14 protein-coding genes are annotated in these 14,339 nt (G+C 64.0%); 10 read left to right on the top strand and 4 right to left on the bottom strand.

Annotated elements, in window-relative coordinates:
• Window positions 1–43 precede the first annotated feature (43 nt).
• Window positions 44–1,633: an alkaline phosphatase family protein gene (locus BM348_RS17970; protein WP_092907050.1), complete on the bottom strand. Its 1,590-nt coding sequence runs from the start codon at window positions 1,631–1,633 to the stop codon at window positions 44–46.
• A 258-nt stretch (window positions 1,634–1,891) separates the two neighbouring features.
• Between BM348_RS17970 and BM348_RS17965 the strand changes: the two genes are divergently transcribed.
• The 8 genes from BM348_RS17965 (at window position 1,892) to BM348_RS17930 (ending at window position 9,192) form a co-directional block, all read left to right on the top strand.
• Window positions 1,892–2,836, top strand: coding sequence for a polysaccharide deacetylase family protein (locus tag BM348_RS17965; RefSeq protein WP_092907048.1), 945 nt, complete (start codon window positions 1,892–1,894; stop codon window positions 2,834–2,836).
• An 82-nt stretch (window positions 2,837–2,918) separates the two neighbouring features.
• Complete coding sequence (locus tag BM348_RS17960) at window positions 2,919–4,019, top strand: Gfo/Idh/MocA family protein (RefSeq protein WP_092907046.1); 1,101 nt, start codon at window positions 2,919–2,921, stop codon at window positions 4,017–4,019.
• On the top strand, window positions 4,016–5,041 hold the full coding sequence (locus BM348_RS17955; protein WP_245779528.1) for a DUF362 domain-containing protein: 1,026 nt from the start codon (window positions 4,016–4,018) through the stop codon (window positions 5,039–5,041). Before BM348_RS17960 ends, BM348_RS17955 begins: the two co-directional genes overlap by 4 nt.
• Complete coding sequence (locus BM348_RS17950; protein ID WP_092907044.1) at window positions 5,038–6,006, top strand: NAD-dependent epimerase/dehydratase family protein; 969 nt, start codon at window positions 5,038–5,040, stop codon at window positions 6,004–6,006. The genes BM348_RS17955 and BM348_RS17950 overlap by 4 nt, the downstream gene beginning before the upstream one ends.
• Window positions 6,007–6,110: 104 nt before the next feature.
• Window positions 6,111–7,013, top strand: a complete 903-nt coding sequence (locus BM348_RS17945) for a 5-oxoprolinase subunit B family protein (protein ID WP_092907042.1) — start codon at window positions 6,111–6,113, stop codon at window positions 7,011–7,013.
• A complete protein-coding gene (locus BM348_RS17940) occupies window positions 7,010–8,014 on the top strand; it encodes a 5-oxoprolinase subunit C family protein (protein ID WP_092907040.1) in 1,005 nt (334 codons plus the stop codon). The genes BM348_RS17945 and BM348_RS17940 overlap by 4 nt, the downstream gene beginning before the upstream one ends.
• A gap of 101 nt (window positions 8,015–8,115) precedes the next feature.
• A complete protein-coding gene (locus BM348_RS17935) occupies window positions 8,116–8,358 on the top strand; it encodes an acetyl-CoA carboxylase (protein WP_092907038.1) in 243 nt (80 codons plus the stop codon).
• Between the two features lie 72 nt (window positions 8,359–8,430).
• Window positions 8,431–9,192 carry a LamB/YcsF family protein gene (locus tag BM348_RS17930; RefSeq protein WP_092907035.1) on the top strand — a complete coding sequence of 254 codons (762 nt, stop codon included), beginning with the start codon at window positions 8,431–8,433 and terminating at the stop codon, window positions 9,190–9,192.
• 447 nt (window positions 9,193–9,639) lie between these two features.
• Here BM348_RS17930 and BM348_RS17920 read toward each other — a convergent pair whose 3' ends face one another.
• Together BM348_RS17920 and BM348_RS17915 are read right to left on the bottom strand one after the other, a co-directional pair.
• Complete coding sequence (locus tag BM348_RS17920; RefSeq protein WP_092907031.1) at window positions 9,640–11,004, bottom strand: acetyl-CoA carboxylase biotin carboxylase subunit; 1,365 nt, start codon at window positions 11,002–11,004, stop codon at window positions 9,640–9,642.
• Between the two features lie 120 nt (window positions 11,005–11,124).
• A complete protein-coding gene (locus tag BM348_RS17915; RefSeq protein WP_092907029.1) occupies window positions 11,125–12,432 on the bottom strand; it encodes an aspartate aminotransferase family protein in 1,308 nt (435 codons plus the stop codon).
• A gap of 192 nt (window positions 12,433–12,624) precedes the next feature.
• Here BM348_RS17915 and BM348_RS17910 point away from each other — a divergent pair, with 192 nt between their 5' ends.
• On the top strand, window positions 12,625–13,116 hold the full coding sequence (locus BM348_RS17910; RefSeq protein ID WP_092907027.1) for an Lrp/AsnC family transcriptional regulator: 492 nt from the start codon (window positions 12,625–12,627) through the stop codon (window positions 13,114–13,116).
• Window positions 13,117–13,219: 103 nt separating this feature from the next.
• Here BM348_RS17910 and BM348_RS17905 read toward each other — a convergent pair whose 3' ends face one another.
• On the bottom strand, window positions 13,220–13,636 hold the full coding sequence (locus BM348_RS17905) for a universal stress protein (protein ID WP_092907025.1): 417 nt from the start codon (window positions 13,634–13,636) through the stop codon (window positions 13,220–13,222).
• Between the two features lie 205 nt (window positions 13,637–13,841).
• Between BM348_RS17905 and BM348_RS17900 the strand changes: the two genes are divergently transcribed.
• Complete coding sequence (locus BM348_RS17900) at window positions 13,842–14,255, top strand: high-potential iron-sulfur protein (protein ID WP_092907023.1); 414 nt, start codon at window positions 13,842–13,844, stop codon at window positions 14,253–14,255.
• Window positions 14,256–14,339 lie beyond the last annotated feature (84 nt).

The following is a 14,339-nucleotide window of genomic DNA, read 5'->3' as shown; positions in this document are numbered from 1 at the left end:
GCGAGTACTCGGGATCACTACCTCGATCGCGCCTCGAGCGCACTCACTCCATGTATCCGAGGCCCTTGAGACGATCCTCGACGTCGGTAAAGTCGTCGTCGACCGCCTCGCCGTCCGTCGAGCGCGTCACGTCGGAACGCTCTACTTTAGTTCTCGAGGCGGGCGCATCGTCGCGGAACGCGTCGAAGAGGACTCGTCCGTCGGCGTTGGCTGGAACGGGTTCGCCGATGCCGTGAAGCAGCGTCGGCGCGATGTCGACGACGCGCGCGCCCCGCAGTTCGCCGCCGGGTTCGATCGACGGACCACGACAGAGGACGATACCCGTGCTTCGGTGGCTCGCCGCGGTCGATCCGGTGTCGCCGAACGGTTCGTCGGTGATCGAGTTTCGGGATTCGTAGCCGTCTTTCCCGTTGACGATGAAGTTCGGCGAGCCCGGGTCGTTGGGGAACAAGTCGTCGCCGTCGAAGACTCGGAGCACCTGTTCGTCGCGCTCGTTCGTGACCGATTCGAAGAGGTCCATCAGCTCGGCTTTCAACGCGGGCACGTCGGCCGGATCGACGATCCCCTTCTCGAAGCGCTCGGTGTCGTTGATGTAGCAGTTGCCGGCGTCGTGGACGAACGCGACGGTCCGCTCGTAGTCGACGTCGTAGAGCGCGTGGTCCCCGGGGATCTGCTGGGCGACCGAATCGACGAGCGTCCGCGGCAGCGACTGGACGAGTCGCTCCTCGGAGATGCCCACCCGGTCGAGCAGCCCCGTGACTTTCTCGCGGGAGATTCCGAGGTTCGCGAGCGCGCCGCGAGTGCCCTCGTCTTCGCGTCTGTAGAGGTAGCCGGCCTGCTCGAGGACGTGATTGACGTAGACCAGCCGATCGATCCGCCCGAAGCCGTGATCGGAGACGACGTACAGATCCGCGTCGTGTTCGTCAGTGTACGCCATCACCTCGCCGAGCATGTCGTCGAGTTTCTTGTAGTGTTCGCATAGCCTGTCCATATCCCAGACGAGGTGCTGGAACCGGTCCGGCGCCGTGTAGACGAAAAAGAAAAGCTGCCAGTCGTCCGCGTGTTCCATCTGGAGGCGCATGAGGTTCCGGCGCTTCTCGAGGATGTCGGTGACGGCGACTTCGAACTCATCGAGGCGATCGGCGTACTCGGGGTAGTCGAGGCTGATCTCGTAGCCGGGGATGCGACTGGCGATCTCGTCGCCGAGTTCGGGCGGGTGCGTGAACTCCTTTTCCGTCGAGGGCGTCATCATCCCCGTAACCATCGTCCCGTCGATCTCGGTGGCCGGATACGTCAACGGGACGTTACCGACGTGGGCCGGGGACAGCTGCTCCCAGAGCGGCGGCTGTTTGCAGTCCCTGCTCGTGTACATTTCGTGCGAATAGCCACGAGAGAGGTTCTGAAAGCCGTAGATGCCGTGTTTGTCGGGCCAGACTCCGGTGGCGATCGAGGGCCAGGCGAGCGGCGTCGTGGGCGGGCGGGTACTCTCGAGCGTGCCCGCCGCACCCTCCGTTCGCATCCGTTCGAAGTTGGGCAATTCGCCGTCGTCCGTCCACCGTTCGATGAGTCTCCAGGGAACGCCGTCGAGACCGAGTACGAACGCTCGCTGAGATGTCGAAGTGTGTCCGCTCATGATGATATTGAGGCGTCACTGACGCCCGCTGTGGGTGTGGTGGTGAGACGACGGTTTTGTTATGTGCGGATTGCACCGGGAAACGACGGCGAACGCGTGCGAGGGGAGCGGCTGAACCGGACGTACCGGGCCGAACAGCAGACCATCGGCCGGAGTTTCTCGACGACGCTACTCGCCCGGCACAGGACGAATACAGGTTCTCCATAACAATACCGTCGGACGGGAACGAACACGTATGAATTCCGGTTGGTGGAGTGGATGGGAAGCGTCGTAATCTCGCTCGACGCCGAGCTCGGCTGGGGATTCCACGACCTCGAGTCCCCGCCGACGACTCGCCTCGAGTCGGGGCGAAGCGGCTGGCGCGCGATGCTCGATTCGTTCGCCGAGTACGATATTCCGGCGACGTGGGCGGTCGTCGGCCACCTGATGCTCGAGTCTTGCGACGGCGAGCACGCGGACCATCCCGCGCCGGCGGGCTGGTTCGAGCGCGAGCGAACCGAGTGGCGCGACCGCCCCGATCTCAGATACGGCCGGGACCTCGTCGAGGGTATCCTCTCGAGCGGGCCGGACCACGAGTTCGCGAGCCACTCGTTTTCGCACGTGCTGTTCGACAATCCGGCCACCTCGAGGACGCTCGCCGAGGCGGAAATCGCTCGCAGCGTCGAGATCGCGGCGGAGTGGGGAGAGACGATCGACTCGTTTATCTACCCGCGAAACGGCGTCGGCCATCGGGACGTACTGGCTGAACACGGGATCGCGGCGTACCGTGGACGGTCGCCGACGGCCGACGGCGCTCGCGGCGTCGTCGACTCGGTCCTGACCGACCGATCCCTGCTGGTCAAGCCGTCGATCGACGAGTACGGGCTGGTCGACATTCCGGCGTCGCTGTTTTGTTTCGGCTTCGAGGGGTCGGCCAGGACGATCGCCGAGTCGGTGTGGGCAGATCCGATGGTGGTCCTGGCGAGACGCGGTATCGATCAGGCGGCCAGCCGCGACGGCGTCTTTCACATGTGGTTGCACCCGAACAACCTCACGCACGAGCGCGACGACCGGCGGATGCGAGCGATTCTCGAGTACGTCGAGCGGCGTCGCAGCGAGACGGACCTGGTCGTCGAGACGATGGGTGACATCGCCGACCGTTTTCGTGAGTCGGCGCCGACGGCCCAGCCAAGCCGGCCAGCGTCCACGCAGTCGAGCCCGTAACCGCAGAAACCGATTCCTACCTCGAGTCGACAAACGGTAAGCGAGCGATAACAAAGCCCGCTTGCGGTCCGTTTTCGAGGAGATGCGCGCTTTCATTCGACGACGATTCTTCGGCGCCGATCCGGTTCGACTCGGCGTGCTCGGAGTCGGCAACATCGGTACTGTTCACCTCAAATCGGCGCACGCGATGGCGGGCGTCGACGTCGTTGCGGCCGCCGATGCGGTCCCGGCGAATCGCGATCGGGCGACCGCGGCGGGCGCGACCCGCGTGTACGACGACTACGAGACACTGATCGAGGCGGAGACGCTCGACGCGGTGGTCGTCGCGTTACCGCCGTTTTTGCACCGAGATGCGGTCGAAGCCGCGGCGGACGTGGGAGTCGACGTCTTCGTCGAGAAACCGTTCGCTCGGTCGACGACAGAGGCGGACGAAATGCTCGAGGTAGCCGCCGACGCGGGGATTCGCGTCGGCGTCGATCACACGCTGCGCTACCAGCCGGACCTCCGCGAACTCAAGGGTGCCTACGACGACGGGCGGGTGGGTCACGTTCCCCACGCATCGATGGTTCGCGTCAACGACGGCCCGCTCGGTCGGCCGCCCGTCGAAGACGCGCCGCCCGCCTGGCCGCTCGATCCGGACGCGGCCGGCGGCGGGTCGCTGATGGAACTGGGCGTCCACTGTTTCGACTACCTCGAGTGGACCTTCGGGCCGCTCGAGATCAGGGACGCGACGGTGGACTCGACGCTCGAGGTTCCGGTCGAGGACGCCGCGACGGTCCTTCTCGAGGCGTCCGAGACGGGAACGGCGATCACGCTTCACTGTGGCTCCTACCAGTGGGAGGAACTCCCTGAGGTCAACACCAACGTTCGCCTCGAGGGGATCACGGGGACGATTGAAAGCGAGGAGTTCCTGCCCACGAACTTCTACGGAAGCGCTGCGCTCTCGGCGCTCTCGAACGTCGTGAGTCGCGTGACCGGCGGCGAGCCGGACGTGTACGGACCGACGTTCTACCTTCAGGCGCACTACGACGCCCTCGCGGACTTCGTCGAGGCGATTCGGGCGGGCGAGAGGCCGCCCGTGACCGGCGAGGACGGCCGACGAACGCTCGAGCTCGTCGAGACGGCTTACGGATTCGCAGCCGACGATTGCCCGGAAGCCGAGTCGGTGGAGGTGGTTTCGTGAACCGCCCCCGATCGATGACGGTTCACAGCGCCCTGATCGACCGTGATCGTTCCCGGGCGACCGTCGGCGTTTCGGTCGACGGACCGGTTACCGTTGGGCGACCGCGGTCCGGACCCCACCGCGCCAACTGGATCCCGGATATCGACGCGCGGATGGCCAGACTCGAACGACCCGTCCGCGAACTGCTCGACCCGGTCGACGAACGTCTCGTCGACGCCGACGAGATCACGGTCGTTCCCGACGTTCACTACCCGTTCCACCCCTCGACTGGCATGGTGACGGATCCGGCCGTCGTCGGAGCGGTCGTCGCCCGCCTCGCCGAAGGGACTTCGAGCGACCTCGCGATCGCCGGCTCGAGTCACGATTCGATCGCGCTCGAGCGGACGGTCGACTACCTCGGCTATGGCGCGCTCGAGGACCGCTTCGACTGTCGGGTATGCGACCTCGCGGCCGAACGGGACTCCCGGGTCGCCGTTTCACTCCCCGATCGGCCGAAATCGCTCGAGCTGTCGGTTCCCGATGTGCTTCTTGACACCTCGATAGTGGTCGTCCCGACGCTTCGGCCCGACGAAGCGGGGCCGGTCGCCGGCGTTATGCGGACGCTCGGCCGCCACGTCGAGGCCGGCCTCGAGGGGACGGAAGTCCCGGCGAACAAGCGCGCTCGAGCGGCGCTGAAGGTCATCGACCCGTCGCTGTCGATCCTCGACGCGACGACGGCCTTCGCCGGCGAGCCGTTCGCCGCGCGGACGCTGTTTACGGGCGAGGCGATCGCGCTGGATACGATCGGAACGACGCTGCTCGGACGCGACGTTAACGACGACGACGCGTTGGCCGCGGAACTCGGACCGGGGAAATCGTCGGTGCGGGTCACCGGCTGTGACTTCGAGGAGCTTCGGGATCGCGTTCCGTCGGGCGGACTGCCGCCGCGAACGTCGACCCACCCCGCTGTTTCCGCCGCCTACGGGCTGTACGCGATGGTCAGCGGGGACGCCGTCCCGCCGCAACTCGAGGTGGATCGATGACGAAGACGGCCGCCGTCACCGGCGCGACCGGCTTTCTCGGCACCCACCTGTGCGAGCGCCTCCTCGCCGACGGCTGGACGGTTCGGGGGCTCGCGCGCCCCACCTCGGATCGCGGCGGGCTCGCGGATTCGCTCGAGTGGCACGTCGGGGATCTGTTCGACGACCGCACGCTTCGCTCGCTCGTTGACGGGACTGACGCCGTCTTCCATCTGGCGGGGATCGGCCTCTGGAGCGCCGATGCGGCGACGGTCGAGCGCGTCAACGCCGGCGGCACCCGACGACTGCTCGAGGCGTGTCGACACGCGGACGTCGACCCGGGTCGGCTGGTGTTCACGAGCACGGCGGGGACGAGACGACCGTCCGAGGACGGCGGGGTCGCCGACGAAACCGACGTGGTCCCGCCGGTCGGCGCGTACCAGTCATCGAAAGCCGAGGCGGAGGAGCTCGTCGACGACTACGCGAGCGCCGGTGGCGAGGCCGTCACCGTCCATCCCACGTCGATTTTCGGGCCCGGCGACGAGACGTTCACGACGCAGTTGCTCGCGATGGCGACCGATCCGGCGATGGCGGTCTATCTCCCCGGCGGACTGAGCATCGTCGGGGTGAGCGACGTGGTCGACGGCGTCGTGGCCGCCTTCGAACGCGGGGAGAACGGCGCTCACTACATCCTCGGGGGCGAGAATCTCACGCTCGAGCAGGCGATATCGCGGATCGCCCACTGCACCGGTGGTCATCGCGCACCGCTCGAGGTACCGGCGGCGGCGATTCACGCCGCCGGCCCCGTGGTCGAAACGGTCGGGGCGGTTTCGGGGATTCGAGTGTTCCCCTTCGACCGAGAGATGGCTCGCCTGGCGACCAAACGCCTCTACTACACCTCGGAGAGGGCTCGCGACGAACTCGGCTACGACTACGACCCGCTCGAGGAACACGTCCCCGAGGCGATGGCCTGGTATCGCTCGAGCTAGTCGATTTCTCCCCGTGACTGTTGTATAAGGTTGGGCATCATGTCGAAATATAGACTCTACACCAATATCTTTAATCTTCGTGGCATGAATTAGCGTCACACAGTATGGCCCCCGAGCAAATCACCCCAGCCGCGCTTCCCGATCCCCGTTACGAGTACGGGGCCGACGACTTCGTCTTCGTCGAACTCGCGGAGGCGATGAGTTTCACCGCCAATTTCAAGGCGATGGCGATCACCCAGCAGGTCGCTGCACAAGAGATCGAGGGCGTCGTCGAGAACTGCCCCGGCAACGCCTCGTACATGCTTCGAATCGACCCCGAAGTGATCCACCCCGACGATCTGATAGCGCGACTGAAAACGATCGAATCGGAGATCGACCTCGAGGAGTACGAGTGGGAGACGCGCGTCATCGACGTGCCGGTCCTGTTCGAGGATCCGTGGACCCACGAGACGCTCATGGAGTTTCGAGACCGCCATCAGGACCCCGACGGGACTGACCTCGAGTACTCCGCGCAGCTGAACGGTTTCGACTCGGTGGACGCGTTCCTCGAGGCGTTCGTCGGCGCGCCGCACATGGTGACGATGGTCGGGTTCGTTCCCGGCCTCCCGTGGTGTTTCCAGATGGTGCCCCGAAGCGAGCAACTCGAGGTTCCGAAGTACGTCGAGCCCCGAACCGACACGCCGAGTCGGGCGGTCGGGTTCGGCGGCGCGTTCTCGGTCATCTACCCCGTACAGGGCGCGGGTGGCTATCAGCTGTACGGGCGCACGCCGGTCGAAGTGCTCGACGTCGATCAGGAGCTTCCGGACTTCACGGAGTCGATCGTCTTTCCCAATCCGGGCGATATCCTGAACTACCGCGCCATCGATCGCGCGGAGTACGACGCGATCCGCGAGGAGGTCGAAGCCGGCACGTACGAGTACACCTACGAACGGGTCGAGTTCTCCCCCGACGAGTTCTTCGCCGACCCGCACGCGTACAACGACCGGCTGGTGGAGGGGATCCAATGATCGAAATCCGCGACGGCGGCATCTCGAGTACGATACAGGACCGCGGCCGGTCCGGCAACTACCACATTGGGATGCCGCCATCGGGTGCGATGGATCCCTACGCACACAGCGTCGCCAATTTCCTCGTCGGGAACGACGCGGACGCGGCGACGATCGAGATGACCTACCAGGGAATCACGGCGACGTTTCGGGAGGACGCCGTCGTCGCGATCACCGGCGCGGACATGTCGCCCAGTCTCGACGGGGAGCCGATCGGCATGTGGGAAACGGTGGCCGTCGAGGCGGGCGACGAACTCGAGGTGGCGTTCGCGACCGACGGGGCGCGGGCCTACCTCGCCGTCGCCGGCGGGATCGACGTTCCCGAGGTGATGGGAAGCCGATCGACGTACACGCTCGTCGGAATAGGGGGTCACGAGGGGCGCGGACTCGAGAAGGGAGATCGACTCGAGATCGGTTCGACGGAGGCGGACGCGAACGAGCACGTCGACGGCGGAGACCCGACGGCGCTGGTCGGAACCGAACTGCCCGCGGAGTACGTCCCGGACTACGCCGCGGAAGACACCGTCCGGATCGTCGTGGGACTTACCGACTATCGGCTCACCGAGGAGTCGAGGGAAACCCTCTGTGACGCCGAGTGGACGGTCTCGCCGGAAGCCGATCGAACCGGCTACCGACTCGAGGGACCCGACATCGAGTTCGAGGAGCGCGAGCAACCGTTCGGCGCGGGGACGAACCCCTCGAACGTCGTCGACCTCGGCTATCCGGTCGGCTCGATTCAGGTGCCCCAGAAGCCCATCGTCCTCATGCAGGACGCGGTGACGGGGGGCGGCTACGCGACCGTCGGCACCGTCATCAGCGCCGATCGCGGACTGCTCGCACAGCGACAAACGCACAAGACGGTCACGTTCGAACCGGTCGACGTTGAAGCCGCTATTTCGGCTCGAACCGATAGCCGAGAACGACTCGACGAGATCGAGGCGGTGCTCTCGGGCGATAGCTAAGATGCTCGGGATGACACGCCCAGCCGGTGAATCGGAAACCGAGTCCACGCGACCGCTCCAGAACCAGTATACGAAACCACCATCACTACCTACTAACTACAATGACTGACACAACAACCATCAACTCGCCGATGCCGGGCGTCTTCTACCGACGGCCGGATCCGGACGAAGCGCTATTCGTCGAACCGGGCGACCAGGTCGAGCAGGGAGACACCATCGGCCTCGTCGAAGTAATGAAGAATTTCCACGACATCGAAGCGCCGGAGGCGGGGACGATCACCGAGTTCCACGTCGAAAACGAAGCCGAGATCGAAGCCGATCAGCCGATCGCGACGCTCGAGTGACCCCGGGCCTCTCCCCTCGAGATTTGCTACCCCGACACAAGCTATAATGTCGTTTGCGGTCGAAATACGACTATGACCGCCATCGACATCAACTGCGACATGGGCGAGAGCTTCGGCAACTGGCAGATGGGCAACGACGAGGGGGTCATGCCCTACATCACGTCGGCGAATATCGCCGGCGGCTACCACGCGGGTGATCCACACGTCATGCGCGAGACGGTCGAACTCGCCGCCGAACACGATGTCGGCATCGGCGTCCACCCTGGCCTCCCGGATAAGATGGGATTCGGGCGCCGAACGATGGACGCGACCCCCGAGGAACTCCGGGATTACGTCGTCTATCAACTCGGCGCGCTGATGGGGTTTGCCCGCCGGCACGGCGCGAGCGTCCAACACGTCAAACCCCACGGCGCGATGTACTCGATGCTCTCCGATAGCGACGAACACGCCCGCGCCGTCATGGAGGGGATGCTCGAGGTCGATCCGGACCTCATCTATCTCGCGACCGATATGAACATCTACGAGGTCGCACGGGACGTCGAGGGCCTGCAGGCCGTCTTCGAGGGGTATATCGACCTCGACTACCGCGCCGATCGATCGCTGATCGTCGAAAAGCAGGTCGGCGACCGGGATCCCTCCCTCGTCGCCGATCGATTCGTCTCCATCGCGACGGAAGGCGTCGTCGAAGCCGCAAACGGCGAGCAGATAGATATCCCCGCCGACAGCATCTGCATTCACGGGGACAATCCGAACGCCGTCGCGATTCTCGAGGAGATACACGATCGACTCGAGGATAACGACATCGAACTCGCGTCGCTTCCTGAGGTCGTCTGAGCAGACCAAATCGAGTTACCTTCTATCGCTATCACAAAACACGTGGGATGAACGCTCGATAGCAGTTTTTCGAATCGATGAATGTCTCGATACAAAAAACGTATTCATTGTCGAAGTTTGTGAATGACGTATGAACGTGCGACGCCGTTTCGATCAAGGGAATCCGTTGCTGTTCGTTTTTATGAACGTCGTCGTCGGGATAGTAGTCGCCAGTGCGGTTCATACACTTCTCTTCGACGGTTCGTTGACTGGTGCAGTCGTCGAAGGAGCTACGATCGGTCTCACCAGCGGGGTTACGATACTCTATCTCAGAGATAATACCGATAGTTGATGTTTTCAGGTAGTACGCTGGGCAATCTATCGACCACTCGGTGTCGGTACGAGTTTGAACAACACTCAGGGCCCCTCGTGTGAGTCTCTCGCCATGAGGGGCTCACGATACGTTCGTCACTCCTCGAGCAACTCCTCCTCGACGTACGTCGTCGAGTGTCGGTTCTCGAGAAAGCCCTCGTCCTCGAGAATGTGGCGGTGGAACGGAATCGTCGTCGGTATCCCTTCGATTTCGATTTCGGCGAGCGCTCGCTTACCGCGGGCGATAGCTTCGGCCCTGTCCTCCCCGGTGACGATCACCTTGCCGAACATCGAATCGTAAAAGGGCGTGATCGCGTCGCCCTCATCGACGCCGTCGTCGACCCGGACGCCGATGCCACGCGGCGGGTTATAGGTCGACAGCGTTCCGGGAATGGGAGTGAAGTCGTTGTCCGGATCCTCGGCGTTGAGTCGAAACTCCATCGCAGCGCCGCGGTGTTCGACCTCGTCCTGCTCGAACGAGAGGCGCTCTCCCGCGGCGACGCGCAGTTGCCACTTCACGAGGTCGATGCCGGTCAGCTCCTCACTGACCCCGTGTTCGACCTGAATCCGGGCGTTGACCTCGAGAAAGTAGAACTCGCCGTCGTCGCTTTCGCCCGTACTGTCGTCGTAGAGGAACTCGACCGTCCCGGCGTTGACGTAGTCGGCGCTCGAGACCCCGCGACAGGCGGCCTCGCAGAGGCGTTCTCGAGTGTCGTCGTCGAGACCCGGCGCCGGCGCCTCCTCGAGAAGTTTCTGCTGGCGGCGCTGGACGCTGCAGTCTCGCTCGCCGAGGTGTCGGACGGTTCCGTGCTCGTCGGCGATCACCTGCACCTCGATGTGACGCGGGGCTTCGAGAAAGCGCTCGAGATAGACGTTCGGATTGTCGAAGTAAGCCTCGCCCTCGCGAATCGCCTCCCGTAATTTCTCCTCGATCTGGTCCGGTTCGCGGACGATTTTGAGTCCCCGACCCCCGCCACCGCCGTCCGCCTTGATCGCGACCGGGTAGCCGTGTTCCTCGCCGAAGGCCGCCACCGCCTCTGGATCGGTGACGGGGTCGGTCGTTCCGGGCACGACCGGCACGTCGGCCGCCGACATGATCTTCCGGGCTCTGGTCTTCTCCCCGAAATCGGCCATCACGTCGCTCGGCGGCCCGATCCACTCGAACCCGCTCGATTCGACGTTCGCGGCAAACGATTCGTTCTCGGCCAAGAACCCGTAGCCCGGGTGGATCGCGTCGACGTCGGCCTCGCGTGCGGCCTCGAGCAGGGACTCCTGATCGAGGTAGCTGTCGGCGGCTTTCGAACCCCCGACGCGATAGGCCTCGTCCGCGAGGCGAACGTGCTTTGCGTCCTCGTCGGCATCGCTGTAGACGGCGACGGCCTCGATGTCCAACTCGGTGCAGGCCTGCATAATCCGGACCGCGATCTCCTCGCGATTGGCGATAAGAACCTTCTCGAACACGGTGTAATATACTGTGTTCTATTGGCTGTTAAAGCTACCCTGTGATTTCCAGTTGGATTCAGTTCACGCCACGCGTGACGACCGGAACCGAATCTCGATCAACCGCTCGCTCAAGTGAGCTCAGACCGCCTCAAGCGCTCGCTCGAGTGCTTCGACCACCCGCTGGAGCTGGTCGCGCGTCATCGACAGCGGCGGCTGGAGTCGCAGTACGTTCTTGTAGTAGCCGCCGACGCCGATGACGACGCCCGATTCATCGCGGAGGTGGTCGCGGACCGACGCGGCGAGGTCGGCGTCGGGTGCGGGTGCGACGCCGCGAGGGCCGGTCTTCTCGGGGTCTACGAGTTCGATCCCCCACATCAGCCCGAGCCCCCGCGTCTGGCCGACCGCGTCGTGGGCCCCTTCGAGCGAGTCCAGCTCCGACTCGAGCCATCGGCCCTGTTCTCGGACGTTTTCGACGATCCCGCCTCGCAGTTGGTCGATCGTCGCGAGTGCGCTAGCGCAGGCCACGGGATTCCCGCCGAACGTCGAGAGGTGATCGCCGGCGTCGAACGCGTCGGCGACCGCTTCCGAGGCCGTGAACGCCCCGAGCGGGAGGCCGTTGGCGATCCCCTTCGCCTGGGTGAGAATGTCGGGTTCGACGTCGAAGTGCGCGCTCGCGAACAGCTCGCCGGTTCGGCCGTACCCCGTCTGGACCTCGTCGCAGACGAGCAACGCGCCGTGGTCGTGTGCGATCTCCTGGACGCGCTCGAGCCACCCGTCGGGCGGCACGATGATTCCGGCTTCCCCCATGACGGGTTCGACGACGACCGCGGCGACGTCCCCGCTGGTGTGGGTTCCGATGACGTGCTCTATGTCGTCGGCACAGGACGGCGTACACCGTTCGCCCTCGCAGCGGGGGCACCGGTAGCCGTAGGGCGCGCCGGCGTGAAAGACGTCGTTGAGCGCCGGCGCCATCTCGCGTTTGTAGGCGTTGTTCCCGGTCAGCGCGAGACTGCCGAGCGTCCTGCCGTGAAACCCCATTTCGAGGGCGACGACCTCCGTCGAACCGGTGTACTTTCGGGCGAGTTTGATCGCGCCCTCGACCGCCTCGGTCCCCGAATTACAGAAGAAGCTCTTCTGGAGGTCCCCCGGGCTCACGTCCGCGATCGTCTCCGCGAGCGAGGCGACCGGTTCGTTCGGGTGGACGTACGAACAGCCGTGGACGAACCGCTCGAGCTGGTTCGTCGCCGCCTCGACGACCGCGTCGTTTCCGTGGCCGACGTTCGTCACCGAGATCCCCGAGAACGCGTCGAGGTACTCGTTCCCGTCGAAGTCCTCGAGCGTACAGCCGTGGGCTCGTTCGACCGGCACGTCGAGTGACTTCCAGATCGGCATGACGTACTCGTCGTAGCTGTCGGTGACCGACGAGTTCGACCCAAATTCAGACATACTAATATATATCGCACACCGTACTAATAAACCGTTGCGTGTAAAACCACATTCTGCAAACTGCGGTCCTCCGTTGATACTCTCTTCGTGAGCGTTTTCTCCCCGTCCAGATAGACCGGATCTCCTGATCGTGGTTCAACTCGAGGGGTTCGTTTCGAATGTTGTTTATCCGACTCGCCCATGGGATACGGTATGGACCAACGCGACATCCAGATCTTGCAGGCGATCGCCGAACTCGGAACTGGAAGTCCTGACGAGATCGCGGGTCACACCGACATTCCGAAATCGACGGTTCACTACCGGCTGACGAAGCTCAAAGACGCCGGCATCGTCACCAACGATCTCTACGACATCGACCTCGAGAAGGTGGGGTTCGACATCACCGTTATCACGGAGGTCGCCGCCGAGTACGACGAGCAGTATCACAAGCGAGTCGGTGAGAAACTCGCCGACGTCGAGGGCGTCAATCAGGTGTACTTCACGATGGGCGAGACGGATTTCGTCGTCATTTCGCACCTCTCGGACAGGGAAATGGTCCACCGACTCATCAGCGATTACGAGCGCATCGACGAAGTCGTCAGAACGAGTTCTCGCTTCGTCATCGAAACCATCAAAGACGAACCTAACGCGCTCAACGACTTCGATTCGGAAACCCTTCTCGAGCAGACACAGGAAATCGAGTGAGCCGTTCGGCCGGATCTACTTACCCACGGCGCGGGCCATCTTCGTCAGCCGGTCCCCAACCGATTCGAACGTCTCCGATTGACTACCGACCGTCCTCGGTCGACTACCGAACGACCGTCACCGGCACGGGCGCGCGGCGGGCAATCGTCTCCGCGACGCTGCCGAGTAGTACGCGAGAGACGCCCGATCGACCGTGGCTTCCGACGAGGATGTGATCGACGTCGTTCTCCTCGGCGAATTCGACGATCTCTCGAGCGGGGTCGCCGACGGCCGTCTCGGTCCGCACTTCGAGGTCGTCGTCGTCGAGCACGTCCGCAATCTCCGAGGTGACTTCGTCGTGTTTCTCCTCTTGGAGTTCCATGAGTTTCTCCTTGGCGAGACCGATTCCGGCGGACGTCGAACCGCCCGCGGCTTCGATGACGCGGAGGAGAACGATCTCTTCGCCGGGATGTTCGTCGACGGCCCACTGAAGGGCCTTCTGTGCGGGACCCGAGTTATCGTACGCGACCAGTACCGTCATACGTGCCGATTACGATCGAGTGCTTATAAATACCGGCGGTGAAGCTGACGCGAACCGATCGACCGCTCGTCTGTGGCTCAGCAGTGAGTGCCGTCGATCGCTCGAGGCACTTACGGACGTCGAGGCCAGTAACCCGTCGTTGTCGCTGGAACAGTGACCGTCTTGATACCGCTCGCACTCGAACGTCCGGTCGACTGATTTCCGCATGAACGACTCCGAGCGTCGAGAAACGCGGCGTCGATTGCTCCAACTTGCCGGCAGTGGTGCGGTCGTCGGTCTCGCTGGCTGTCTCAATATTGGCGCGGACCCAACGCCGCCAGTGCAACGACCCGAAGACTGGTGTCTCGATGTCTTAGAGGGCGAGGTCCCGGAATCCGAAGCGACCGCGCCGAGCATCGACGGCCTCGAGCGAGCCGACGAGGACGAACTGCAATCGAAGAGCAACGCGGGCTACGAGTGCGGTGCCAGAGACGGCGCACAGTGTGGCAACTGCACGTTCTACATCGCGGATCGCAACGGCGACGCGATCGGCGCGTGTACGGAGGTCGCCGGACAGATACGGTCCGCAGACTGGTGTGCGCTCTGGCAACCCAGAGAGAAGTTGGCGGGCGACGAGTGACTCTTGTTTTTGAGTGTGCCGACTGCCCGGATGTGGGGTGACGCCGCCCGTCCGTGGTCGTTCGGGCCGATGGTCGACCCGCCG

The organism is Halostagnicola kamekurae (assembly GCF_900116205.1).
In the GTDB taxonomy this organism is placed as follows: domain Archaea; phylum Halobacteriota; class Halobacteria; order Halobacteriales; family Natrialbaceae; genus Halostagnicola; species Halostagnicola kamekurae.
This window is presented reverse-complemented; position numbering and strand designations above follow the sequence as displayed.